We start from the raw sequence: 26,145 nt of genomic DNA, 5'->3' as shown, positions 1-26,145 counted from the left end.
AGACCTGAAACTTGAAACCTGAAACAAATAAAAAAACATGAATATCTTTTGGTTTAGACGCGATTTAAGAATAGGAGACAATGTAGGACTTTTTCATGCTTTAAATAGTAATGAAGTAGTGTTACCTATTTTTATTTTTGACGAAATTATTTTATCGCAACTTCCAAAAGATGATGCTCGCGTTACTTTTATTCACGAACAATTAGAGAAAATTCAGTCGGAATTGAATAAAATTGGTAAATCATTAGCGATTTTTCACGGAAATCCGATTGATGTTTTTACCAAATTAATTTCCGAAAATAGAATTAAATCGGTTTACACCAATCACGATTACGAACCTTATGCTCGCAAGCGCGATAAGGAAATGAATCAGTTATTTGTAGCTAATGGAATTTCTTTTTTAACTTCGAAAGACCAAGTTATTTTTGAAAAAAGTGAAGTCGTAAAAGACGACGGAACGCCTTATGTGGTTTATACGCCATATTCCAAAAAATGGAAAGAGAACTTTAGAAAAATCAAGTTAGTTCATTATCCGTCGGAAGATAAATTGGATAAAATTGCGGAGCACTCCTACCCTTTTTTATCATTAGATGATATTGGTTTTGAAAAATCAGAAATTAAAGTTTCAGCATTTGATGTTTCCGAAAATTTAATTCAGAATTACGAAGCAACTCGGAATTTTCCAGCTTTAAATAAAACCTCTTATTTGGGAATTTATCTCAGATTTGGTGCGGTTTCTATTCGTAAAATGGTTGAAAAAGCTATCGCTGAAAAGAATGAAACCTTTTGGAACGAATTAATATGGCGTGAATTCTTCATGCAAATTTTATGGCATTTTCCACATACCAAAAATGCCAGTTTCCGACCAAAATACGATGCCATTATTTGGGAAAACAATGAAGATTTATTTCAAAAATGGTGTCAAGGAAAAACAGGTTATCCATTTGTTGATGCTGGAATGCGCGAATTAAACACAACTGGTCACATGCACAATCGCGTGCGTATGATTGTAGCAAGTTTTCTATGCAAACATTTACTAATCGATTGGCGCTGGGGAGAAAATTACTTTGCGCAAAAACTATTAGATTATGAAATGTCGAGTAATGTTGGAAATTGGCAATGGGCCGCTGGTTCAGGAGTTGACGCTGCTCCGTATTTCCGAATTTTCAACCCAACAGAACAAATTAAGAAGTTTGATAAAGACTTAAAATATATTAAAAAATGGATTCCTGAATTGGAAACCCAATATTATCCAAAACCAATTGTAGACCACAAAGAAGCTCGAGAACGTTGCTTAAAAGTGTATAAAGAAGCGGTTGGATAAAATTAGCGTTGCCCTAAACACTATAAAACCCCTAAAAATGAAAGTTGTTTGGTTCAAGAGAGATTTGCGTTTGCACGATCATGAAGCCTTACATGAAGCCTTATCGACTTCGGGCAAAACATTATTGCTTTATATTTTTGAACCTTCTTTGATGAAAGATTATCATTATAGTCAACGTCATTTCGACTTTATAAAACAATCGTTAGAAGCTCTTCAAAAAGAACTACAAAAATATCACACACAAATTTTAATTGTTCAAGGCGAAGCTGTGCCTATATTTAAAAAACTCACACAGCTTATATCAATTCGAGAAATTTATTCTCATCAAGAAACAGGAATAAAACTCACTTACGAAAGAGATTTAGCTGTAGCTGAATTGTTAAAAGAAAAAGGAATCATTTGGAAAGAATACATCACAAATGGTGTCATTCGTGGCATCAAAAACCGAAAAACGTGGAAAGAAGATTGGTATGATTACATGGATAAAGATTGTTTACCATTTCAACCAACGCCAAGAAGTTTTGTAAAATATATCGAAATTGAAGAATTAGAAAATGCTTTTGATATTCCTTCAATTAAAACAGTTCATAATCCAAATTTTCAAAAAGGTGGCGTTCCTACGGCAATACGTTATATGAATTCATTCTTTGAAGAACGAGTGCAAAATTATAGCAATCACATTTCAAAACCCGAATTAGGCAGAAAAGGATGTAGCCGATTATCGCCTTATATTGCTTGGGGAAATTTATCGATTCGACAAGTGTATACCAAAGCTTGGGAAGTGCATCAACAAGGGAAATTTAAACGTCAGATTTCTAATTTTGCGTCAAGATTACGATGGCAAGCGCATTTTATTCAGAAATTTGAAATGGAAAGCACAATGGAGTTCATCGCCGTAAATAAAGGCTATCGCAATTTGATTCAAAGAGTCAATGAGAAATATCATAAAGCTTGGATAACTGGAAGAACTGGAGTTCCACTGGTTGATGCTTGCATGCGCTGTTTAAGTACAACAGGTTATTTGAATTTTAGAATGCGTGCTTTGGTGGTTTCGTTTTACACGCATCATTTGTTTCAACCTTGGCAAAATTGCAGTCCGCATTTGGCGCAACAATTCCTAGATTTTGAACCTGGAATTCACTATCCTCAAATTCAAATGCAAGCGGGTGTGACTGGGATTAATACGTTACGCGTTTATAATCCTGTGAAAAATTCATACGAACACGATGCTGATGGTACTTTTATTAAAAAATGGGTACCAGAGTTAGCTAATATTCCTGCAGCGTTTATTCATGAACCATGGAAATTAACACCCATTGAACAAATGTTGTATGATTTTGAAATAGGACGCGATTATCCTTCTCCAATTGTCAATTTGGAAGAAGCCAGAAAGTTTTCAAGTGATTTCTTTTGGTCAATGCGAAAAGACGAATCCGTCAAAAAAGACAGTAAACGAATAGTTGAAAAACACACGTTTCAAGATCGAGAAATGAGTTAATTTAAATCACGAACTTTCTCAAAATTCAATTCGTTAAAATGCTGAATAACTACATTTGCTTTTGATAAATCCTGATTTTTGGAATGAAAACTTTTGTAACCCACACAAAAAATTCCAGCTGAAACTGCAGCTTGAATTCCGTTTGTGCTGTCTTCAATTACGATGCAATCTTGTTTTGGAGCAATCGATAAACTCGCAGCATGTTCAAAAATAGCAGGATGGGGTTTTGATTTTGGAAAATCTTCTCCCGAAACAATATGGGTGAAATATTGATGCAAATTAAAACGGGTAAACACTCTGTTAATCGTAACATTTGACGCTGAAGAAGCAACAATCAATTGGATTCCATTTGCATGCAAATCTTTGATTAAATCTTCTACTCCTTCAATTAAATACAAATCTTCTTTTGAATCGAAAGCATCATTGAAAAGATTTCGTTTGGTTAAAATCAAATCTTCAACCTCTTCCACTAAATTGAATTGTGCTTTTAATTTCTGAAAAATATTACGCGTTGAATTTCCAGTAAACGAAGCGTACATTTCGGAAGTAACTTCAATGTTTAATTGCTTAAAATGTTGGTGATACGCATAATGATGTACCGGTTCGGTATCTACAATTACGCCATCCATATCGAAAATTACTGTTCGTATCATTCTTATAATCGTTAAAATTTAAAATATTTTTTTGGAACACAGATTAAATAAATTATAATAATTTTTAAAATTTCTTTAATCTGTGTTCCTAACTTTTTGTATCATTGGAATTTAGAAATCAAATTCTTTGCCATCGTCGGCTAAAAGTACGTTATCAAAAATAGTTTGTGCTTCTGTTCTAAAAGGTTCAATAGAACCATATCTTGTTGAATAATGCCCTAAAATCAGCTGCTTTACATTAGCTAATTTCGCAATTTGAGCCGCTTCTTTTGCAGTAGCGTGTTTGGTTTTTTCTGTGTATTGCATTTCCGAATCTAAAAAGGTTGATTCATGATATAAAACATCTACGTCTTTAATTATCGGAACAATAGATTCGTCATACAAAGTATCACTACAAAAAGCATAGCTCATAGGAGCATCTGGTGGAAACGAAAGCAATTCATTTGTAATCACTTCACCCGAATCTAAGGTTACGTTACCTCCTGATTTGATTTTATCAAAATAGACTTTTTCAATTTTGTATTTGGCAACTGCTTCGATATTCAAATGGCGTTTTCCTAACTTTTCTTGAAACAAAAATCCATTAGTATAAACACGATGATTTAACGGAATGGTTTTTACAATTACCGTTTCGTCTTCAAAAATCACTTCGCTTTCTTTCGATTCTAATTCGTGGAAATACAAATTATAACCCGTAAACGAGCCCGAAGCACGCAATTGCAATAAAATGATTTCTTTAATTCCTTTTGGACCATAAACGTGCAAATCATTTTCGCGATTTAGCAACATAAACGTCGAAATCAAACCGATTAATCCATAAAAATGATCGCCATGTAAATGCGAAATAAAGATATGATTAATGCGAGAAAACTTGATTTTATGCTTGCGCAATTGCACTTGTGTTCCTTCGCCACAATCGATTAGAAATAAATGGTTTTTTATGTCTAAAACTTGCGATGTAGGGTTGGTTATAGTTCTTGGAGTAGCTGCGTAACAGCCGAGTATTTGTAGTTTCATTTTTTAGTGTTCAGTCGCAGTTTTCAGTCGCAGTTACTGAATACTGTAAACTGAGACTGTAAACTTTTATTAAAATCCTAAATCACGTTCAATTTCGTCCATTTCAATCATATCGTGGGCTTCTAAAACGGAAGGAACTACGTTTAAATAATTTGGAACTTTATCAAAATCAACTTCGTCGGAAACAATAATCATTGATTTTTTTGCTTTTTTATGCGTTTTAGCCAATTCTTTAAAATGAACTAAATCAGCATTAGCAAGGGTTTTATTGTGCGATACATCCAAAATTAAATTCTGACCTTGAAACACATGATATTCATTGGTAATTTTACCCACAAAAGACTCCACATTATTTTGTGTGTCTTTGATGATGGTGGTATGTCCTTTTTGATCTACTTTCATTTTGGTTGTCTTACTGATTTAGTGCTAATATAATAAATTAATTCTTAATCTTACTCGCCAATAAATAAATCACTGCCATACGAACCGCTACTCCATTTTCCACTTGATTCAAAATCACTGATTGTTGTGAATCGGCGACATCTGAAGTGATTTCTACTCCTCTGTTGATTGGCCCTGGGTGCATGATTACGATTTCTTTATTTAGCGAATCTAATAATTCTTTGGTTACACCGTATTGTTGTGTGTATTCTCTTGTGGTTGGGAAATAACTCACATCTAAACGTTCGTTTTGAACACGTAACATATTCGCTACATCTGCCCATTCTAAAGCTTTACGTAAATTTGGTTCAACCGTTACTCCAAGTGACTCAATGTACTTAGGAATTAACGTTTTTGGACCACAGACTTTTACTTCGGCGCCTTGCATTTGTAGTGCGAAAATATTTGATAAAGCTACTCTTGAATGTAAAATATCGCCCACGATTACGATTTTCTTTCCGCCTACATCGCCTAACTTTTCTCTAATCGTAAAACTATCTAATAAAGCTTGTGTTGGGTGTTCGTGTGCTCCATCTCCAGCATTTACAATGCTTGCACTTACATTTTGCGATAAAAAATGAGCGGCTCCAGGACTACTGTGACGCATCACCACCATATCTACTTTCATCGATAAAATGTTGTTTACCGTATCTATCAAAGTTTCTCCTTTTTTAACCGAAGATTGAGCTGCCGAAAAACTGATAACATCTGCTGAAAGTCGTTTTTGTGCTAATTCGAAAGATAATTTGGTTCTTGTGCTGTTTTCGAAGAAAATATTGGCAATCGTAACATCTCGTAATGATGGTACTTTTTTAATTGGTCGATTAATTACTTCTTTGAAATGGTCAGCCGTTTCGAAGATTAAATCAATATCTTGTTTGGTAATGTGTTTTATTCCGATTAAATGATTTACTGATAATTCTTTCATTTATATGTAGTTGTGTTTGTTGTTGCTGGGTGTTAGTTGATGGATGAAAAACTTATTTTGTGATTAGGTAAACAGCATCTTCTCCATCGTTTTCAAGCCATTTTACTAATACTTTTTCATTATTTATGGCGTCTACTTGTCTTCCTCTATAATCAGGTTGAATAGGCAAATGACGACTAAATCTTCTGTCAATTAAGGTTAAAAGTTCCACTTCTGATGGTCTTCCAAAGGATTGAATGGCTGTTAAAGCGGCATTAATACTTCTTCCAGTATATAAAACGTCATCGATAAAAACCACTTTTTTATCTTCTACTAAAAAATCAATTTGGGTTTTGTTTGCTTCCAATGGTTTTTCGCCTCTTCTAAAATCATCGCGAAAGAACGTAATGTCCAAAAATCCCAATTGAATATTGGAAACTTGGTATTCTGATTCTAAAATTTGTTTGATTCTTTCGGCTAAAAATTTACCTCGAGGTTGTAAACCGATTAAGATGGTATTTGAGAAATCTAAATGATTTTCAATTAGTTGACAAGATAATCGATGCAAGATAATGTGTACTTCTTTTGAAGTGAGCAAAACTTTTTGACTCATAGTGTGTTGTTTGTACAAATTTAGAATTTAAATTTCTAATAGCAATCGTATTGTAAAAAAAATCCCGTTACTAAAACTAGCAACGGGAATAATATTAAGAATACATTTTTTGTCTTAATTCTTTGATTTTGTCATCTTCTAAATATTCGTCAAATGTCATGTATCTGTCGATAGCGCCATTTGGTGTTAACTCTAAGATTCTGTTCCCTACCGTTTGAGCAAATTCGTGGTCATGTGTAGTAAACAATACCGAACCTTTGAAATTATTTAAGGAATTATTAAAAGCTGTAATCGATTCTAAGTCTAAGTGATTCGTTGGTTCGTCTAACATTAAAACGTTCGCTCTAATCATCATCATACGCGATAACATACAACGTACTTTTTCTCCTCCAGATAAAACGTTACATTTTTTCAAGGCTTCTTCTCCTGAGAAAATCATTTTTCCTAAGAATCCACGAACATAAACTTCATCGCGCTCTTCTTCGGTTTTTACCCATTGACGTAACCAATCTACCAAGTTTAAATCAACTCCATCAAAATATTCATGATTATCTACTGGTAAATACGATTGTGTTGTAGTGATTCCCCAATCAAATGTTCCTGAATCTGGAGTCATTTTGTTGTTTAAGATTTCATAAAAAGCGGTCGTTGCTCTCGAATCTTTAGAGAAAACTACAATTTTATCACCTTTTGCCATGTTTAAATCTACATTTTTAAACAAAGTTTCTCCATCAACTGAAGCTGATAAATCTTGAACGTTTAAAATTTGGTCTCCTGCTTCTCTTTCTACATCGAAAATAATTGCTGGATATCTTCTGCTTGAAGGTTTAATCTCGTCTAAATTTAATTTTTCAATCATTTTTTTACGAGAAGTTGCTTGTTTCGATTTTGCCACATTCGCACTAAAACGACGGATAAATTCTTCCAACTCAGCTTTTTTCTCTTCAGCTTTCTTATTTTGTTGAGCTTTTTGACGGGCAGCTAATTGCGAAGATTCGTACCAAAACGTATAATTTCCAGAATAATGTGTAATTTTTCCGAAATCAATATCAGAAACGTGTGTACAAACCGCATCTAAAAAGTGACGGTCATGCGAAACCACTAAAACCGTATTTTCATAATTTGCTAAGAAATTCTCTAACCAACCAATCGTTTCAAAATCCAAGTCGTTCGTAGGCTCATCCATAATCAACACATCTGGATTTCCGAATAAAGCTTGTGCTAATAACACACGAACTTTAAGCTTCCCATCCAAATCCCCCATTAAAGTATAATGATGTTCCGCACCAATTTCTAAGTTAGATAACATAGTAGCAGCATCACTTTCTGCATTCCAACCGTTCATTTCGTCAAACTGCAATTGCAATTCTCCAATTCTGTTGGCATTTTCATCGGTATAATCGGCGTATAAAGCATCCATTTCTGTTTTGATTGCATGCAATACTTTATTTCCCATTAAAACTGTTTCTAAAACAGTATGTTCGTCAAATAAGTTGTGATTTTGGTTTAAAACCGACATACGTTTTCCTGGTTCAAGAATAACTCTACCAGACGTTGGTTCCATTTCACCTGCAATAATTTTCATGAAGGTAGATTTCCCAGCACCATTGGCTCCAATGATTCCGTAGCAGTTACCTTGTGTGAACGTTGTATTTACTTCATCGAATAAAATTCGTTTCCCAAATTGAACCGATAAATTTGAAACTGTTAACATTTTTGTATTTTTTTATAAAACTGTTGCAAAAGTACTAAAAATAGTAGATTTTTGAACACAATAATTTAGAATTAATATAGGTTTATTTTAACTGTACATTAACAACAAGATTTGAATATAACTGATACATTTGTTCAGAAATCAATAATCAATTGAATGATTAAGAATTACATAAAATATTTTTTGCCTCTGTCTATCGTCCTTTTCTCTACTTTAACTTCTTGTAAAAGAGTATTTAAGGAAGATAATTATGTGGCTTATTTTGGAGGAGAAGTCTTAAATCCTCAAGAGAAATATGTTTTGTTTTTAAAAGATGATGAAGTGATTGACACTATTTATCTGGACAAAAATAATCGCTTTATGCATAAATTTGATTCGTTAGCTCCTGGTTTATACACTTTTAAACACAATCCTGAATATCAATATGTTTATTTTGACAAAAACGATAGTTTAATGGTTCGTGTAAATACCTTTGATTTTGATAATTCTGTTGTTTTTTGTGGACGTGGCGATGAAAAAAACAATTTCCTAATGGAATTATTTTTGAAAAACGAAGCCGATCGTTCTATTATGTATGACAATTTTGATAAAGATGTAAAAAGTTTTATTAAGAACATCGATTCGAGTTTTGCTATACGTAAGTCATTTTACTTAAAACGTAAAGCTGAAATTGGTTGGGACGAAAGTTTCGACATAGTAGCCAAAGCAAGTTTGAATTTTCATCACATTACAAAAAAAGAAATTTATCCGTACGCACACCAATTTAGAACTGGTGAAAATATTAGAACTAGTTTACCTAAAGACTATTACAATCACCGAAAAGAAGTTGATTTCAACAATGCCGTTTTAACAAATTATTCTCCTTACATTAAATATGTGAGTGTTATGTTGAACAACGTTGCTTTACAAAGTAACGAGGCAGATTTGAATGAAAATTCGTTGGAAAATAACATTACAAAATTAAATATTACGGATACTTTAATCAAAAATCAAAAAGTAAAAAATGTAGTATTGAATAATGTAGCGATGATGTACTTGTTAGAAGATCAAAACATGTACAACAACCAAAAATTCATTGAACGTTACTTACAATTAACTACCGATACTAAAAATAAAGAAGAAATTTCCGAAATTTATAATTCGGTTCAGAATTTAAAAGTGGGTAATCGTTTACCTAAAATTGAATTAGTTGATACTGTATATAAACCTTTAGACATTAATACTGTCATCAACAAGCCAACTGTTTTATTCTTTTGGACGAGTCACGCCGAATCACATTTTTCAGCTTCTCACAGAAAAGTAATGGAATTACAAGCAAAATATCCAGATTATGAATTTATAGCCATTAATGTTAACGATAACCTTGCCAACTGGAAAAACGCTTTAAAAAAATACAATTTTGAAGGCGTAAAAGAGTTACATGCTGTTGACTTTGAAACGATAAGAAAACAATGGGTAATTACTAAAATCCATAGAATTATCATCTTAAACGCAGACGGTACCATTAAAAATGGTTTTGCCAATTTGTTTGATGTTAATTTTGAACAGAATTTGAAATAGTTAATTCTTTTCTGATGAAATATTCTTTAACGACAATCTTACTATTGTTTTTTTTCTTTAGTTCTTCTCAAGATTTGAATTTTGATGATATTGTGAAACTCAAAACAAAAAATCCAAAAGAAGTTAAAGAATTATTAATTGAAAACGACTTTAAAATCACTCAAGAACATTATTCAAAAGAAATGAAGTTTGGAGATATTTTATTTTTATCTAAGAATAAAATAGATGATGAGATTCCAACTTCAATTTCATTTTATTATGAAGGTGATGATTTGGCAAAAAACAGAATTAGTTTTGATATTTTCAACCAACAAATTTTTGGAAAATATTTAAGCCAATTAAAAAAATCAGATTTTAAAATTGTAAGTTCAAAAACAGAAAAAAATATTACTTTAGAACATTATAAAAACGAAACTACTACTATTAAAGTAAAAATTAGATTTGATGAAAACCATTTTGGCAAACAAAGAACATTTTATAGTTTTTATATAACTGATAATAATTACACTCAAACAAAATATTATTGATAGCCATAAAAAAAGCGTTCTAATCAGAACGCTTTTTTGTTTTATATACTAGAGAAATTATTTATTCCCCTTTTCGTAATCTGCAATAAACTGAGCAATTCCAATATCAGTTAAAGGATGTTTTAATAATCCTGTAATTGATGACAATGGTCCAGTCATAACATCAGCACCAATTTTAGCACAGTTAATCACATGCATTGTGTGACGCACAGAAGCAGCTAAAATTTGAGTTTCGAATCCGTAGTTATCATAAATTTGACGAATTTCATCAATTAAATTTAAACCATCTGTAGAAACATCATCTAATCTTCCTAAGAAAGGCGAACAATAAGTTGCTCCCGCTTTTGCAGCTAATAAAGCTTGTCCAGCAGAGAAAATTAAAGTTACATTGGTTTTGATTCCTTTATCAGAGAAATATTTACATGCTTTTACACCTTCTTTAGTCATAGGTAATTTCACTACGATTTGTTCGTGTAAGTCAGCTAACTCCTCACCTTCTCTAATCATACCTTCTAAATCCATTGCATTAACTTCTGCACTTACATCACCGTCAACAATGTTACAAATGTCTACGTAGTGTTTTAGGATATTGTTTTTTCCTGTAATGCCTTCTTTAGCCATTAACGATGGGTTTGTAGTAACGCCATCTAAAATTCCTAATTCTTGTGCTTCCTTAATTTGCTCTAAATTAGCTGTGTCAATAAAAAATTTCATCTTTTTTAAATTTTAAAGTATTGTGTGTTGTTTTGAAATGCAAAAGTAAGAATTCAAAATGCAATGACAATGACAATTTCAAAAATCAATTTAAAAAATAAAATACTTTTGTTAAATAATTGATAATGAACTTGATATTGAATTTTGATGTTGTTAAAGTTTATAATGATTCATCAACATTTTTTCATAGACCTTATCAGGCAAAATGCGTTTTAAAACAATAGAGAATTTCTGCATGAAAGCCCCAACTTTATAATGTACTTTTGGTTTTTTAGTTTGGATGATAGCAAAAATAGCTTCTGCCATTTCATTTGGATTGCTACCACTATCCACGTGTGAATCCATTTCTTTTAAAGTGTTTCCGTAAGGAACTTCGTAAGCAGAACCTTTCACCACTGGCGCATGATAACGTCCTGCAGCAATATTAGTGGCAAAATCGCCTGGAGCTACATTAGTAATTTTGATTTCGAACGATTTTACTTCCATTCGTAACGCTTCGGTAATTAATTCCAAAGCGCCTTTTGAAGCGGAATAAATGCCACGATAAGGCAATCCCATATAACCTGCAATTGAGGTAATATTAATAATCAAACCCGATTTTTGTTCACGCATTTGGGGTAAAACCGCTTTCATTACTTCGATTGGTCCAAATAAATTCGTCTCAAAATTATTTCGGATTTCTTCGGTTGGGATTTCTTCAATTGGACCCGTAATTCCTACTCCAGCATTATTAATTACAATATCCAATCGTCCAGATTTCTGGATAACTTCAGCTACACAATTCACAATACTTTGTTTATCGCGAACATCTAAAGCTACTAATGGAAATATCGAATTGGTAATCTTTTCAGGATTTCGGCTTGTGCCATATACTACAAAACCTTTTTGATGCAAATACTCGCCAATTGATTTTCCAATTCCTGATGAACCACCTGTAATTAATACTACTTTACTCATTTTAGTGTGAATTATAGTGCGAAAATACGGCTTTATATTATTTCAAGGAAATTCCTAACCCAACTTTCTGCGAAAGCAACACTTTTCCTTTTTCGATGGCACTTCCAAAAGCAATGTCGTTAGCGATTAAGTTTGCGCCATCTAAATCTACATAATCCACTAAAGGAACCAAAACGGCTCCAGCTGAAATTCCTACAGTAGATTCGGTCATGCAACCTATCATGATTTTGAAATCGTTTGCTCGTGCATCTTTGATTAGTTCTAAAGCGGGAGTTAATCCGCCAGTTTTGACTAATTTGATGTTGATGGTTTTATAATGCGATTTTAAGTCGGAAAGTTTTGTTTGTTCTTGGCAATCTTCATCAGCCATCCAATTCGCAAATTTAGAAGCATTCAAATGACTATAATTTGAAATTCCAATTTTCATCGGTTGTTCAATGTAAGTAAATTGAACTGATGACGGATTTTCTTCCAATTGCTGACATTCGGAAATAGAGAAACTTCCGTTAGCATCTAAAGCGATTTCTTTTTCGCAATTCAGTAATAAATTCAATGCTTTTTCATCGTAATGATTCCATTTTACTTTGAATTTATTCCAATCGGATTTTGTTATTTTTTGTAGTTGTTCTTCAATTGGCGCCACACTTATTGTGATGGAAGATTCTGATAATTGATTTATTTCTACCGAATTTAATTCCAAGAAACTCTTATTTTCTAACTTGCCGAATAAATCCCAATACGCGCAATCTAAAGCCGAACGCAAAAAAGAATGCAATTGTAAACTTTCTAAAAACACATAAAATTCGGTAGGATGATTAATAGATTGTTTTTCTATTTGAGTTTGAATTTCGGCTAATTTCTTAGTGAAATCGGATAAGTTAATTCCGTAGTAATCAATGGCTGTGCATTCGCCATAACCTGTTTTTCCGTTCTTGGAAAGCGAAATAATTAAAGCTTCTCTAAACGTATAATTTCCATAACTAATTGAAAACGTTTCTTTTAGTTGTAAGCGAACTATTTGCCAAGTGATTTGCATAGAAATTAGAATTGATGTAAAAATAAAAAATCTCCGCAAAGGGAGATAACAATTCAAAAGAAATAAAAAATGGCAAGCGACCTACATCGCACCGCTACAACCACATACCTTTGCTGTGTTCCCACCCTGGAGGAGTCTGCAGGAGCTGGTCGTGTAGGACTTGCCGGTGCAAATATACAACCTTTTTATATTTTTGCAAGGCAATTGTGAGTATAAAAAATCATTGTATATTTACGGTATTAAATATTTCAACCATGTTAAAAGTTAAGCTATTCGCTTTCATTGTTTTAGGTGCAATTTCTACTTCGTGTAAAGATGATGAAAATGCATTAAAAAATTTATTTTCGATTGAAAATCCTACGATAAAACCTATTCTTAAGCTTGAAGAAAGCATCGATTTGGTACTTCAAAACAAAGAAAACAAAACGATTGATTCTGTTGTTTACTACATCAACGAAGTTAAAATTGGTTCAGTAAAAGGAAACGAAAAATTGCCTTTTGCATTGAACAATCAGAAATTGGGTAACCAAACGATTAAAGCCTTAGTTTATTTTGAAGGACAAAATATCGATATCACTTCTGGATTTTCAATTTACGCAAGTGCAGAACCAAAGATTTTGAACTATAAAATTATCAATACTTATCCGCATGATATTAATGCTTATACACAAGGTTTTGAATTCTACAATGGCGTTTTATTAGAAGGAACAGGACAATACAAAGAATCTACTTTAAGAAAAACCGATTATAAAACTGGAAAAGTAACCGAACAAATTAAGTTAGAAGATAAGTATTTTGGTGAAGGAATTACGGTTTTAAAAGATAAAATCTATCAATTGACTTGGCAAGAAAAAACAGGTTTTGTGTATGATGCAAAAACTTTTAAATTAGAAAAAACATTTCCTTACGAAATGGAGGGATGGGGAATTACTAATGATGGTGAAAAACTTTACATGAGTGATGGAACTGAAAAAATCTATATTTTAAATCCAGAAACTTTAAAAGTTGAAGATTATATTAACGTTTATACAAATGGTGCTAAGATTGAAGCAGTTAATGAATTGGAATGGGTTAATGGAAAAATTTGGGCAAATGTGTATCAAAAAGATGCTATTGCTATTATAAATCCTAAGAATGGTTCTATCGAAGCTATTATTAATCTAAGCGAATTAAAAACAAAAGTTACAAAACATGCAGAAATAGATGTTTTAAATGGAATCGCTTACAACACTGCAACAAAAACGTATTTTGTAACGGGTAAAAATTGGGATAAAGTTTTTGAATTGACAATTGAGTAAAAAAATTAACATATCAATTCCTAAACCTTGCCATGAAAATTGGGAAGCCATGACTCCTGAAGACAAAGGAAGGTTTTGCAGTGTTTGTACGAAAACTGTTTTTGATTTTACTAAAGCATCTGACAAGGAAATAATTGAGCAATTAAATAAAGATAAAAAAACTTGTGGTAGATTTTATAACAATCAATTAAACCGTGATTTAATAGTTCCTAAACAAAAATCTTCTTATTGGTTAGTTACTACAGTTTCTCTTTTAGGTTTTTTAGGAATTGGAAATCATACAGCTCATTCACAAGTTAAACAAGATACAATTCAAACTGAACCAAAAGAAGATTTAATTTTAGGAAAAGTTATTACTCCTCAAAAACGAATTATAACAGGTGTTGTTTCAGATGATTTAGGATCTGTTGAAGGTGCAAATGTTGTGGTAAAAAATTCTGGAAAAAGCACAACCACTGATTTTGATGGGAACTTTAGTATAGAAGCTGAAATTGGTGATGAAATAATAGTTTCTTATACAAGTTCAATTGAAAAAATAGTTATTTCAGAAAAAAAAATTAAATATAATATTGTTTTGAAACCTATTGAACTAGGAGAAATAGTAATTATTACAGGAGGTATCAAAAAACGAACCTTCTTCGGTAGACAAATCCAAAAAGTTAGAAATTGGTTTCGTTAAAAAATCATAAAAAAAACCTCAGAAATGAGGCTTTTTTACTTTTAGATTTTACTAGTAATAATATCTAACCATTTTTTAGCAATTCTAAATTCTTCTCCAATGATGAAATTTAGAGCGTCAGCATGAAAGAAAACTAAATTAATTTCTTTGTGATTGCTCAACGTTAAATGCAAAGCTAATTTATTGATTTCATGGTTGTTTTTTGGAACGTTTCCGTGTTTATCAAATTGAACCAAAGAACATTTTTTTACCTCTTTTAAATCAACAACTTCATTAACTTGAGCATCTTCTCCTTTTCTAAAGAAAGCTAACATATCGCCTTTTAATCCAATTCCCGAATTGTTTGACCAAAAATCGGTATCTGTAAACTTAGTGTTTTTGTCGGACGATAATTCGTTTAATGTATTTAATAATTGATTTTTTCTTTTTCTAACATTATTATTGATAATGAAAATTGGAATAATGATTAACGAAAAAAATACTATTCCTATAATAGTGTTGGTAATATCCATTTTGAATTTATTTTAAATTAAGTGTATAATAAAACTTCCCAAGTATACTATTTACAAGGGGTTAACGAAACTTAAAATAAATTTTACCAAAAATAATGAAACGGAAAAATAATCCTTGAAGTGTTTAAAAACAGATTTAAAAGGTTCTTTTTAACAAAGAAAACTTCGAAACTATTTTTATTAAATAATTCCAATTGAAAAAAAGAAGTTGGTAATAAAAACGAAGGAATTTGTTTTCTAACTATTTCAGTTGAACCCGAATAATTTTGATTCGTTTTTAATGAAATTGATTCTTTTTGTATTCCTTCTTGATTAAAATCGCTTTTTCCTTGATTAAAATGTGAAGGAAGTTCTTTAGCTCTTTCTGTTTTTATAGATTGAGAAACAGCAAAAGTATCATTACTATGCAACAACAAATAACCGAATACAAAAACGGTAAAAATGATAGCTAAATAATGAATGCCTTTTTTCAATTGAATTATTTTTTTGCAAATGTAATTATAAATGAACTACTTAACTAATTTAGATACAATTTCGGAAACAGGTAAAATAGCCTTTGTATTTTCAATACTCGGTCCAGCTACCCAAACGGTTTTATAAGTTACTTGCGTTGCTGCTTTTTCGGTAGCTTTCATTCCTATGTAAAAACGAATCATTTTTACCCATTTCTTCAAGCTCTTGCTTTTATTTAGTAGCGTTTCAAGCCAAGTTTGTTTAGTTCCTACTTTTTGAACATAAGGTGTATTGATTACGGTACAAGGTGTTCCAGAAATGCGTTCTGTCATTACAATATCTTTCGCACCATAATCGACACACGCTTGCTTGTATTCTTGAGAAACTCCGGATTCAACTGAAGCTATAAACGGACTTCCAACAGAAACACCAACAGCTCCATAACTTAACATTTTATCTAAATCGGCCTTACTTCCTACTCCACCAGCAGAAATTACAGGTAGAGAAGTATTTTCATTTAATGATTTTATAAGTTCTTCGGGACTAATATCCCCTCTATGACCACCAGCTTGGTTGTTTACTGCTACAAGTGCATCAGCTCCTAAACTTTCTACTTTTTTGGCGAAAGCTAAATCTGTCACATCACAAAAAACCTTAATTCCAACTTTATGTGCTTCATTGATGGTTTCTTCTGGCGAACCTAACGAAGTTAGAATAAAATCAACTTTTTCCTCACATAAAATACGTAATTGTTCTTTGTATTTTACATTAGATTTATTGACAATCAAATTAAATCCAAAACTTCCTCCAGGAACTTTCGCAGCTTTTAATTCATGAATTGCAGCTTTTAATTCTTCTAAAGTTCTATAATTCAATGCTGGAATACAACCTGCAACGCCACTTTTCATTCCTTCAATAACCATTTTAGTATTCGATACCAAAAACATAGGAGCCATAATTACAGGATGCGTAATTTTTAAAAGCGAAGTCAACGATTGTTTTTCCATAATCTTAAAATTAAATTCAAATATAAGAAAAATAAAATATTATGCATGCATATAAAAATTATTATTTTATTGTTTTGAACTAAAAATGTGATAACAAATGTTAAAATTCTTAATAAAAACTTAATACGAAAAGAGAAATGATAAGATTCAGATAAATTTGGGAAATTATTAATCAAAATAAAGATGATCAAAAAACTAACCCTTCTTAGTTGTCTTATTACATTTTCTTTTTCAACAGAACTAATGGCTCAGAAAAAGAAAAAAGACAAAAAAAAACCAACAACAGAAGCCGTTGCATCGGATGCTAAAAAGCCAGATGCAAAAAAAGAGCCAAAACCTTATAAAAAAGTAATAGATTCAACCGCAGTAACGCAAGATGGACTTATAGATGTACATAAGGTAGGTGAAAAATATCTTTTTGAAATTTCAGATTCATTAATCGGAAAAGAAATTATGACTATTACGAGATATTCTAAAACTCCAGCTGGAGGTGGAATATTTGGTGGTGAAGAAATCAATCGTCAAGTAGTTCGTTTTGAAAAAGGTCAAAACAATACCATTCTTCTTCGTTCTATTACGTATGTAATTATGACTCCAGATGAAGATAAACCTATCACAAAATCGGTTAAAAATTCAAGCGCAGACCCAATTATTGGAATTTATGACATTTTAGCTTACAAAAAAGATAAATCAGGAAAAGAAAATATTGCAAGTGTTATTGATATGGCACCTGCTTTTGATTCTGATTTACAAACATTTTCGTTAAACTCAATTAACAAACAAATGTTAAGCATTCAAGCTTTTCAGAAAGACAAATCTTTCATTCAATTTATAAAGAGTTTTCCAATTAATACCGAAATTAGAACAACTAAAACGTTTACTACTGTTGCTCCTCAAATATCAAGAACTCCAACACCAAAAATTGGAGTAGATTTACCTGCAGGATTAGATGCAGGTGTAGTTACAATGGAATTAAATACCTCATTTATTTTACTTCCTGATAATCCAATGCGTAAGCGTTCTTTTGACAAAAGAGTTGGTTATTTTGCGAACGGATACGATGTGTTTGAAGAAGATTCTCAAAAAGCAGATACCGATATTTTTGCAGTTAGATGGCGTTTAGAACCAAAAAATGCTGAAGATGCTGAAAAACAAAAACGTGGTGAACTTATTGAACCAAAAAAACCAATTATTTATTACTTAGACCCAGCAACTCCTGACAAATGGAAACCTTTCATTAAACAAGGAATTGATGATTGGCAAGAAGCTTTTGAATTTGCTGGATGGAAAAATGCAATTCGTGGCGAATATTGGCCAGAAAATGACCCAACAATGAGTTTAGAAGATGCTCGTTTTTCAGTATTACGCTATTTTGCTGCTGAAATTCAAAATGCTTACGGACCAAACGTTCATGATCCAAGAACTGGTGAAATCATGGAAAGTCATATTGGATGGTATCACAACATCATGAGTTTATTACGTGATTGGTATTTAATTCAAACCGCAGCTGTTGACCCGCAAGCTAGAAACAAAAAGTTTGATGATAAGTTAATGGGCGAATTGATTCGTTTTGTGGCTGCTCATGAAGTGGGACATACACTTGGTCTTCGTCACAATATGGGAGCAAGTTTTGCTACTCCAGTTGAAATGTTGAGAAATCCAGAGTTTCAAAAGAAAAACGGACATACGTCATCAATTATGGATTATGCTCGTTTTAATTATGTGGCTCAACCAGAAGACGGTGTTACTGACCTATTCCCAAGAATTGGTGATTATGATAAATGGGCCATCAAATGGGGTTATTCGTATTTCAAAGATGCTAAAGACGAAGATGCTGAAAAAGCATTATTGAACGAAATGACTAAAGAAGCCTACAAAAATCGTCGTTTGTGGTTTGGTACCGAGACGAATCCTTATGATCCAAGATACCAAACAGAAGATTTAGGTGATAATGCTATGAAAGCTTCAGATTATGGAATTAAAAACTTAAAAAGAATTTTACCTAATTTAATCGAATGGAGTAAAGAAAACGGTGAAGATTATGATGAATTAAACGGTTTATATAATTCTTTAACAGGACAATATAGACGTTATATGGGACATGTTACGAAAAATGTTGGTGGTATTTATGAAACGCCAAAAACATATGACATGGAAGGAAATAAATACGAAGTGGTTCCTTCAGCTATTCAAAATGAAGCAGTTGCTTTCTTGAACAACCAATTGTTTAAAACTCCAATGTGGTTATTAGATCAAAATGTTTTATCTAAAATTAGACCTGAAAATGGAGTTGAAGCCATCAAATCAATCCAAGACGGAACTTTGTCAAGTTTATTAGCTGGAGATAGATTAGTTCGTTTATTAGAAACTTCATCTCAAAATAAAGCAAATTATTCAGTAGACGAATTAATGAGCGATTTAAGAAGAGGCATTTTCTCAGAAATAAGAACTAACGCACCTATTGATATTTACAGAAGAAACTTGCAAAAGCTGTTTGTTTCTAAATTGATAGAAACAATGTCAAGCGAAAAAACTAATGTGGCTACTTTCGGTGGACGCAGAATAGTTTTAGCCGACACTGATATTCCTTCTATTGCTCGTGGTCAATTAAATGAATTGAAAAATCAGTTAAGAGCTGCAGCTGCGGTTTCTTCTGATCGTTTAACGAAATTTCACCTAAACGATTTAGTTGCAAGAATTGAAAACGCAATGAAACCTAAATAATCAATTGTTTTGAAACAAAAAGGGATGACTTAATTGTCATCCCTTTTTTTATATCCTAAATTAATTACTTTTTCTTTTTCCCTCCAGAAGATTTTGGAGCTCCTTTAATTTCATATTTACTAGATGCCGTATTGTAAACATAAGTACTGTTTTGAGTTTTTGTTTTCAAAACAAAACTACCATCAGCGTTTAAAGTAAATTCAAAACCTTCACTTCTATTCTTTTCAACATCGTGTGAAGCGGTTTTGTTAGCATCTAAAAAAATAGTCTCTTTTATATGAGAAGATTTATGAGTGTTCCCTAGTAAAAGTGTCTTGGTTTCAGTATCCCAAAGTTGGTCTTCTGTAACTACTCCATTTTCCTTTTTTAATTTAGTATCAATTTTAATTTCTTCTTTCCAGTTTACATGATAAAACTTTTTCCCTTGAGTTGAAAAACTTTTTACAACAAAACCTGTTGGTTTAAAATCAGTTTTTTCAAGTTTTTTTACTTCTAATGTATCAACTTTGTCTTCATTCTTTACAAAAAGAACAACTCTCTTTCCAGATTTTTCAGAAACAACTTCGGCAGAAATGTTATCTACTTTTGTTAAAACAACATTTTTTGCGGCTGCTGGTTTTGCTTTTGTTTTTCCTTTTTGAGCGAATCCAATTGTTGATATTAGTAAAATAAGAAGTAAAAATAGTTTTTTCATAATAGTAGGTTGTTAATTAGGTTGCCAATATACAAAAAAATTAAAACGAACCACTGTTAAATAAAAAAACCGAATCATCTCTGATTCGGTTTTAAAATTATTTTCGATTTGAAAATTATTTCACTTCTTCGAAATCTACATCTTGCGTTTGGTCTCCTGAAGCAGCCGCTTGTGGCTCAGCTTGAGAAGCTCCTTGCTCTTGTGATTTGTACATTTCTTCTGTAGCTGTTTTCCAAGCTGCATTTACGTTGTCTAAACCTTTTTGAATAGCTTCTAAATCTTGATTTTCATGAGCCATTTTTAACTCAGTTAAAGCATATTCAATAGCAGTTTTGTGTTCAGCAGTTAATTTATCACCAATTTCTTTTAATTGACTTTCTGTTTGGAAAATCATCGAATCAGCTTCATTAATTTTTTCTACTCTTTCTTTAGCTAATTTGTCTGCTTCTGCATTCATTTCAGCATCTTTTTTCATTCTTTCGATTTCTTCTGGAGTTAATCCTGAAGAAGCTTCAATACGAATATCATGTGATTTTCCTGTTCCTTTATCAGTAGCAGAAACTTTAATGATACCATTCGCATCAATATCGAAAGTTACTTCAATTTGAGGAACTCCTCTTGGTGCTGGTGGAATACCATCTAAATGGAAACGACCAATTGTTTTGTTATCATTTGCCATTGGTCTTTCTCCTTGTAAAACGTGGATTTCTACCGATGGTTGGTTATCTGCTGCTGTTGAGAAAACTTGAGATTTTCTTGTTGGAATAGTTGTGTTAGACTCAATTAATTTTGTCATAACACTTCCCATAGTTTCAATACCTAATGAAAGTGGTGTAACGTCTAATAATAATACGTCTTTTACTTCACCAGTTAAAACTCCACCTTGAATTGCAGCTCCAATTGCTACAACTTCATCAGGATTTACTCCTTTTGATGGTTTTTTATTGAAGAATTTCTCTACTTGTTCTTGGATAACTGGGATACGAGTTGAACCTCCTACTAAGATAACTTCATCAATATCAGAAACTGATAAACCAGCATCTTTTAACGCTTTAGCAACTGGTTCCATAGAACGTTTTACTAAAGTTTCAGCTAATTGTTCGAATTTAGCTCTTGTTAATGTTTGAACTAAGTGTTTTGGTCCAGAAGCCGTAGCTGTTACGTATGGCAAGTTGATTTCTGTTTGAGCAGAAGCTGATAATTCAATTTTAGCTTTTTCAGCTGCTTCTTTTAAACGTTGTAATGCCATTGGGTCTTTACGTAAATCAACACCTTCAGCAGCATTGAAATCGTTAGCTAACCAATCGATAATTACTTGGTCAAAATCATCTCCACCTAAGTGAGTATCTCCATTTGTAGATAATACTTCGAAAACTCCGTCTCCTAATTCTAAGATAGAAATATCAAAAGTACCTCCACCTAAATCGTAAACTGCGATTTTTTGGTCTTTTCCTTGTTTGTCTAATCCATAAGCTAAAGCTGCTGCTGTAGGCTCATTGATGATACGCATTACTTTTAAACCAGCAATTTCACCTGCTTCTTTTGTAGCCTGACGTTGTGCATCGTTAAAGTAAGCTGGAACAGTAATAACTGCTTCAGAAACGGAATGACCTAAATAATCTTCAGCTGTTTTTTTCATTTTTTGAAGTGTCATTGCAGACAATTCTTGTGGTGTGTATAAACGACCATCGATATCAACACGTGGTGTATCATTGTCTCCTTTAACCACTTTGTAAGCTACTGTTGAAGCTTCTTTTGCACTTTCAGTATACTTGTTACCCATAAAACGTTTTACAGAAGCAATCGTTTTTGTTGGGTTAGTTACTGCTTGTCTTTTTGCCGGATCTCCAACTTTAATTTCTCCACCTTCTACAAATGCAATAACAGATGGTGTTGTTCTTTTTCCTTCTGCGTTTGCAATTACAACAGGCTCTCCACCTTCCATTACAGCCACACATGAGTTGGTTGTTCCTAAGTCGATTCCAATAATTTTGCTCATTTTTATACTTGTTAGATTTTAAATTTCAATTTTAAACTCGATGACTCTAATTCAATGATTGTGCCATAACGAAAAATACAGAAATTTGACAGAAAACAGCTTTTGTCAGGTTTTTTAAACTGACAAAATGTCGTTTTATGCTGTTTTTTTTATTCTATTCTGACTTAAATTTCTAAAATTAGCCATGTTGAAAACCAAGATAGAAATCAAAATCAAAGAATAGGAAACGATTTGGGCTACAGAAACCGATTCTTTAAAATAGAAAATAGCTAAAAAGAAATGAATCAAGGGATTGGTATACATCAAAATCCCAACAGTTGAGGAATTTAATCCTTTTAAAGCATATAAATTCAGGAACAATGGAATAATGGTAAAGACAACCACAATAATTAAAAGTAGTAAATAAAACAGAAACTCAGTTGGAACAGCACCTCCAAAACTTGGATAAAACGGCAACAACATAACAGAAGCTATCACCATTTGAATGGTTAATATCAAAAATTTGTCAAAATCACTATTCTTTCTTTGGGAAACCAAATACAATCCAAAACTTAATGCGATTATCACACTATAAATCAAATCTTTAAAATTCCCATAAGATAATATCACACAACTAATTACACATAACCCAACGGCAATCCATTGCCATAAATCGATTCTTTCTTTCAATAATATAAAAGCTAAAACAGTGGTTAATATTGGACAAATAATATAAGCAAATGAAGCCGATTGCAAGCTAACGTGATTTACCGCATAGATAAACAAAAACCAATTTAATACTAATAGAAGTCCGCCAACAATCGTCATGATTACTGCTGATTTTTGTTTTTTATTGGAAAGTTCTTTGAACGTTTTCTTTGCTTCAACAACAACTGATTTTCTAAACATTAAATTAATTCCCAATAAGAAAGCCGTAGCAATAAAAACTCGGAAGAATAAAATATCTAGTGAAGCATAATTTGTTAAAGGTTTTAAAGCCAAACTAAAAAATCCCCAAATGATAAAGGCAGATAAAGCAGATAAAAAATATTTATTTACAGGCATTCTTTTTTTTTGCAAAAGAACTAAAAAAGAAGGAAATAAAATCCCAATTTTATGTTATTAATTCGTTTAATTTATAACAATCGAACATTTTTACGTGTTGTATAATTTCAATTTTAAAGACTATCTTTGCTATACTAAAGAAATGTTTATGGAATGTATATCCGTTTTTGATATGTTAAAGATTGGTGTTGGACCTTCGAGTTCTCACACCCTTGGACCATGGCGTGCTGCCGAACAATTTTTAAAAGAATTGCGCGAACGCAACCTAATTGATACCGTAATTGGTGTCAAAGTAGATTTGTATGGTTCTTTATCATTAACTGGAAAAGGTCATGCAACAGATTTAGCGGTAATGCTTGGTTTAAGTGGTGCTGATCCTGAATATATTCCTGTGGAAAGTATTGATGTAATTATTTCGGCTATCAAAAACAAGAAAGAAATTTTCTTAGGGAATGAAATTATCATTCCGTTTTGTTTTGAAACCGATATTGTTTTCAACAGAAACTTTTTACCTTTTCATGCCAACGGATTAACTTTTACTGCCAAAACTGATACTGAAACTTATTCCGAAACCTATTATTCTATAGGTGGTGGATTTGTTGTAAAAGAAAAAGAAGACCATCATAAGGAAGAAATTTTACATACTTTCCCATTTCCAGTTGAAAAAGCAGATGAATTATTAGCTTTTTGTGCTGCCGAAAATAAAAAAATATCGGAAATCGTATACGAAAACGAGAAAACCATGCGAAGCGAAGAAGAAATTCACAACGAATTACTTCGTATTTGGGATACGATGCTAGAATGTATGTACATTGGTTGTCACTCAGAAGGAATTCTTCCAGGTGGCTTAAATGTGCGACGAAGAGCTTATGACATGCACAAAAACTTGATTGGGGTTTTACCTTATGAAGACCCATATTCGTGGTTGCAAATCATCAGACAAACCGAAGTTAAATTCCGTCAGATTTTAAAATGGGTAAGTTGTTTTGCATTGGCAGTAAATGAAGTAAACGCTTCGTTAGGTCGTGTAGTTACCGCTCCAACTAATGGAAGTGCGGGAGTTATTCCTGCAGTTTTGATGTATTATTTGGTAATCGAAAATCATGAAGCGGGCGAAAAAGAAATCAAACAATTTTTAATGGTAGCGGGCGAAATTGGTTCTATCTTCAAAAAAGGGGCTACTATTTCAGCAGCTATGGGCGGTTGTCAGGCTGAAATTGGTGTTTCGAGCGCTATGGCAGCAGCTGCATTATGTGAATTAATGGGCGGAACTCCAGCTCAGGTTGCTATGGCAGCTGAAATTGCAATGGAACATCACTTAGGATTAACTTGTGATCCGATTGGTGGTTTGGTACAAATTCCGTGTATTGAAAGAAATACGATGGGTGCGATAAAAGCCATCAATGCAGCCGAATTAGCCTTAGAAACCGATGCTTTAAATGCAAAAGTGCCATTAGACAAAGTAATACATACGATGTGGCAAACCGCAAAAGATATGAATTCCAAATATAAAGAAACTTCTGAAGGTGGTTTGGCTGTAGCCGTAAATATGTCGGATTGTTAATTTATGAGAAAATTAATTTTTATCTATTTATTTCTATTTACGAATGTCTTTTCAATTGCTCAAGACAGATATTGGATTATTAATGATACCAAATTATTTGAAAAACCTTCTACAGAAAGTAAATTTTATGGCCATTTTAGATATGGCGCTGAAGTAAAAATTATTGAAGATTTGAAAAATGGTTGGCTCAAAGTGCAATCCGATAATTTTACCATTGGTTTTGTAAAAAAAGAGTTGGTTCGAACTACAATGAATGGAAACGATAAAATTATTGAAGATCCTTCTAACCCAATAATTAAAGGTGGTGATGCTTATTATGGTGGCAATCACTTATTTGTTACCGTAGCTGGTTTAAAAGCTAGAAGTAAACCTGATAAAATGTCTTCTGTTAAAGAAATTCTTACTAATGGTGATGCGGTTTCGGTTAGTTATTTTCCTGTAAATAAAGAAGAATGGGTTAATATTGGATATGGATTTGAATCAAATGCGGCAAAATTTGTATTAGCAAAATTTTTGGGAAAAAGACCAGTTTATGAAGATTTATTAACTCAGTTTGATCAATTACCTAAATCAAATATTGCAGAACGAAAAACCATTGGAGAACGTTTAGTAGAATTAACATGGAACAGTGGTGATATCAATGAATTACCAGCTTTAGAACGATACTTAGAGGTTGCTAAACAATTAAATGATGAAAAATTAATTAAGGATACAGAGTTTAATATCTTAATTGCTAAAAATATAGGATTGCATATAGATTTAAACTTTAAACTACTCCAAGAAAAAATACAATCATCCTATTTTGAAATCAATGGTTTTAAATTTGACAATACCGAGATTTCATTTACAGATTTGCTTAAAAAATTTGGCAAACCATCAAAAATTGAGAATGTTGAAGATGAGTGTGGTGTATATTTATCTAATGTTTTATATCATTATTCAGATTTTATTATTAGTATAGATCAAGAAAATAACAAAGCTGAATTGGTAGAAATCTTTTTTAAACCTAATACTAAATTTTATTTTGATGCCCGCTCAATATTTAGCCAACAAATTTCTGAAAAAGATTTTATTTTGAAGTATGGTCAATATTTAGAATATAGCTTTAAAAATCCTCATTTTTATAATATCCCTTTTGATTCAGGTTTTTATTCTATTTATTTTAAAGATGGTGTTTTGTATTCAATCGAAATAAATTATTATTGTTAAA

24 protein-coding genes and 1 other RNA gene are annotated in these 26,145 nt (G+C 32.1%); 9 read left to right on the top strand and 16 right to left on the bottom strand.

Annotated elements, in window-relative coordinates; translation table 11 throughout:
- Positions 1–37: 37 nt before the first annotated feature.
- Together B2741_RS09430 and B2741_RS09425 are read left to right on the top strand one after the other, a co-directional pair.
- Complete coding sequence (locus B2741_RS09430; protein WP_291138082.1) at positions 38–1,324, top strand: cryptochrome/photolyase family protein; 1,287 nt, start codon at positions 38–40, stop codon at positions 1,322–1,324.
- A gap of 37 nt (positions 1,325–1,361) precedes the next feature.
- Complete coding sequence (locus tag B2741_RS09425) at positions 1,362–2,822, top strand: FAD-binding domain-containing protein (RefSeq protein ID WP_291138078.1); 1,461 nt, start codon at positions 1,362–1,364, stop codon at positions 2,820–2,822.
- Here B2741_RS09425 and B2741_RS09420 read toward each other — a convergent pair.
- The 6 genes from B2741_RS09420 to B2741_RS09395 all read right to left on the bottom strand — a co-directional run bounded on the left by B2741_RS09420 (position 2,819) and on the right by B2741_RS09395 (position 8,167).
- Positions 2,819–3,475 carry an HAD family hydrolase gene (locus tag B2741_RS09420; RefSeq protein WP_291138074.1) on the bottom strand — a complete coding sequence of 219 codons (657 nt, stop codon included), beginning with the start codon at positions 3,473–3,475 and terminating at the stop codon, positions 2,819–2,821. The two genes, B2741_RS09425 and B2741_RS09420, sit on opposite strands and share 4 nt — an antisense overlap.
- Before the next feature lie 111 nt (positions 3,476–3,586).
- Complete coding sequence (locus tag B2741_RS09415) at positions 3,587–4,492, bottom strand: ribonuclease Z (RefSeq protein ID WP_291138071.1); 906 nt, start codon at positions 4,490–4,492, stop codon at positions 3,587–3,589.
- Positions 4,493–4,561: 69 nt separating this feature from the next.
- The gene (locus tag B2741_RS09410; RefSeq protein WP_291138068.1) at positions 4,562–4,894 is read right to left on the bottom strand and encodes a ribonuclease Z; all 333 of its coding nucleotides are present in this window, start codon (positions 4,892–4,894) and stop codon (positions 4,562–4,564) included.
- 37 nt (positions 4,895–4,931) lie between these two features.
- Complete coding sequence (locus tag B2741_RS09405; RefSeq protein WP_262317733.1) at positions 4,932–5,861, bottom strand: aspartate carbamoyltransferase catalytic subunit; 930 nt, start codon at positions 5,859–5,861, stop codon at positions 4,932–4,934.
- Between the two features lie 52 nt (positions 5,862–5,913).
- Positions 5,914–6,453, bottom strand: a complete 540-nt coding sequence (gene pyrR, locus B2741_RS09400) for a bifunctional pyr operon transcriptional regulator/uracil phosphoribosyltransferase PyrR (protein WP_291138063.1) — start codon at positions 6,451–6,453, stop codon at positions 5,914–5,916.
- Between the two features lie 94 nt (positions 6,454–6,547).
- Positions 6,548–8,167 (bottom strand): ABC-F family ATP-binding cassette domain-containing protein, encoded by a 1,620-nt coding sequence (locus B2741_RS09395; RefSeq protein ID WP_291138059.1) that lies wholly within the window; start codon positions 8,165–8,167, stop codon positions 6,548–6,550.
- A 156-nt stretch (positions 8,168–8,323) separates the two neighbouring features.
- Between B2741_RS09395 and B2741_RS09390 the strand changes: the two genes are divergently transcribed.
- A complete protein-coding gene (locus B2741_RS09390) occupies positions 8,324–9,727 on the top strand; it encodes a TlpA family protein disulfide reductase (RefSeq protein ID WP_291138056.1) in 1,404 nt (467 codons plus the stop codon).
- Positions 9,728–9,741: 14 nt separating this feature from the next.
- Positions 9,742–10,254: a hypothetical protein gene (locus B2741_RS09385; RefSeq protein WP_291138053.1), complete on the top strand. Its 513-nt coding sequence runs from the start codon at positions 9,742–9,744 to the stop codon at positions 10,252–10,254.
- 57 nt (positions 10,255–10,311) lie between these two features.
- On the opposite strand, the gene fsa is transcribed toward B2741_RS09385, so the two are convergent.
- The 4 genes from fsa to ffs all read right to left on the bottom strand — a co-directional run bounded on the left by fsa (position 10,312) and on the right by ffs (position 13,127).
- Positions 10,312–10,968: a fructose-6-phosphate aldolase gene (fsa, locus tag B2741_RS09380; RefSeq protein ID WP_026726663.1), complete on the bottom strand. Its 657-nt coding sequence runs from the start codon at positions 10,966–10,968 to the stop codon at positions 10,312–10,314.
- Between the two features lie 153 nt (positions 10,969–11,121).
- Positions 11,122–11,925, bottom strand: coding sequence for an SDR family oxidoreductase (locus tag B2741_RS09375; RefSeq protein WP_291138050.1), 804 nt, complete (start codon positions 11,923–11,925; stop codon positions 11,122–11,124).
- 37 nt (positions 11,926–11,962) lie between these two features.
- Positions 11,963–12,961, bottom strand: coding sequence for an enolase C-terminal domain-like protein (locus B2741_RS09370; protein ID WP_291138046.1), 999 nt, complete (start codon positions 12,959–12,961; stop codon positions 11,963–11,965).
- A gap of 68 nt (positions 12,962–13,029) precedes the next feature.
- Positions 13,030–13,127: signal recognition particle sRNA small type (gene ffs / locus B2741_RS09365), an RNA gene on the bottom strand.
- An 88-nt stretch (positions 13,128–13,215) separates the two neighbouring features.
- Here ffs and B2741_RS09360 point away from each other — a divergent pair.
- Positions 13,216–14,259 (top strand): glutaminyl-peptide cyclotransferase, encoded by a 1,044-nt coding sequence (locus tag B2741_RS09360; RefSeq protein ID WP_291138043.1) that lies wholly within the window; start codon positions 13,216–13,218, stop codon positions 14,257–14,259.
- Positions 14,252–14,938, top strand: coding sequence for a carboxypeptidase-like regulatory domain-containing protein (locus B2741_RS09355; RefSeq protein ID WP_291138040.1), 687 nt, complete (start codon positions 14,252–14,254; stop codon positions 14,936–14,938). Before B2741_RS09360 ends, B2741_RS09355 begins: the two co-directional genes overlap by 8 nt.
- Before the next feature lie 41 nt (positions 14,939–14,979).
- Here the strand turns inward: B2741_RS09355 and B2741_RS09350 are convergent, their stop codons facing one another.
- The 3 genes from B2741_RS09350 to B2741_RS09340 form a co-directional block, all read right to left on the bottom strand.
- Positions 14,980–15,450: a hypothetical protein gene (locus B2741_RS09350; RefSeq protein WP_291138038.1), complete on the bottom strand. Its 471-nt coding sequence runs from the start codon at positions 15,448–15,450 to the stop codon at positions 14,980–14,982.
- An 83-nt stretch (positions 15,451–15,533) separates the two neighbouring features.
- Positions 15,534–15,923 (bottom strand): hypothetical protein, encoded by a 390-nt coding sequence (locus B2741_RS09345; RefSeq protein WP_291138036.1) that lies wholly within the window; start codon positions 15,921–15,923, stop codon positions 15,534–15,536.
- A gap of 36 nt (positions 15,924–15,959) precedes the next feature.
- Positions 15,960–16,910: an NAD(P)H-dependent flavin oxidoreductase gene (locus B2741_RS09340; protein ID WP_291138034.1), complete on the bottom strand. Its 951-nt coding sequence runs from the start codon at positions 16,908–16,910 to the stop codon at positions 15,960–15,962.
- A gap of 243 nt (positions 16,911–17,153) precedes the next feature.
- On the opposite strand from B2741_RS09340, the gene B2741_RS09335 reads away from it, so the two are divergent.
- Positions 17,154–19,634 carry a zinc-dependent metalloprotease gene (locus B2741_RS09335; RefSeq protein WP_291138031.1) on the top strand — a complete coding sequence of 827 codons (2,481 nt, stop codon included), beginning with the start codon at positions 17,154–17,156 and terminating at the stop codon, positions 19,632–19,634.
- 64 nt (positions 19,635–19,698) lie between these two features.
- Here B2741_RS09335 and B2741_RS09330 read toward each other — a convergent pair whose 3' ends face one another.
- From B2741_RS09330 to B2741_RS09320, 3 genes are all read right to left on the bottom strand, one after another.
- The gene (locus tag B2741_RS09330; protein ID WP_291138028.1) at positions 19,699–20,328 is read right to left on the bottom strand and encodes a hypothetical protein; all 630 of its coding nucleotides are present in this window, start codon (positions 20,326–20,328) and stop codon (positions 19,699–19,701) included.
- A gap of 115 nt (positions 20,329–20,443) precedes the next feature.
- A complete protein-coding gene (dnaK, locus tag B2741_RS09325) occupies positions 20,444–22,327 on the bottom strand; it encodes a molecular chaperone DnaK (RefSeq protein WP_291138025.1) in 1,884 nt (627 codons plus the stop codon).
- Positions 22,328–22,462: 135 nt separating this feature from the next.
- The gene (locus B2741_RS09320; protein ID WP_291138022.1) at positions 22,463–23,371 is read right to left on the bottom strand and encodes an EamA family transporter; all 909 of its coding nucleotides are present in this window, start codon (positions 23,369–23,371) and stop codon (positions 22,463–22,465) included.
- A 148-nt stretch (positions 23,372–23,519) separates the two neighbouring features.
- Between B2741_RS09320 and B2741_RS09315 the strand changes: the two genes are divergently transcribed.
- Both B2741_RS09315 and B2741_RS09310 read left to right on the top strand, forming a co-directional pair.
- Positions 23,520–24,935, top strand: coding sequence for an L-serine ammonia-lyase (locus B2741_RS09315; RefSeq protein WP_291138019.1), 1,416 nt, complete (start codon positions 23,520–23,522; stop codon positions 24,933–24,935).
- Between the two features lie 3 nt (positions 24,936–24,938).
- A complete protein-coding gene (locus B2741_RS09310; protein WP_291138016.1) occupies positions 24,939–26,144 on the top strand; it encodes an SH3 domain-containing protein in 1,206 nt (401 codons plus the stop codon).
- The last annotated feature ends 1 nt before the right edge of the window (position 26,145 follow it).

The organism is Flavobacterium sp. UBA7663, assembly GCF_002483315.1.
In the GTDB taxonomy this organism is placed as follows: domain Bacteria; phylum Bacteroidota; class Bacteroidia; order Flavobacteriales; family Flavobacteriaceae; genus Flavobacterium.
The sequence above is the reverse complement of the archived record's forward strand: the minus strand, read 5'-3'. Positions and strand labels throughout refer to the sequence as shown.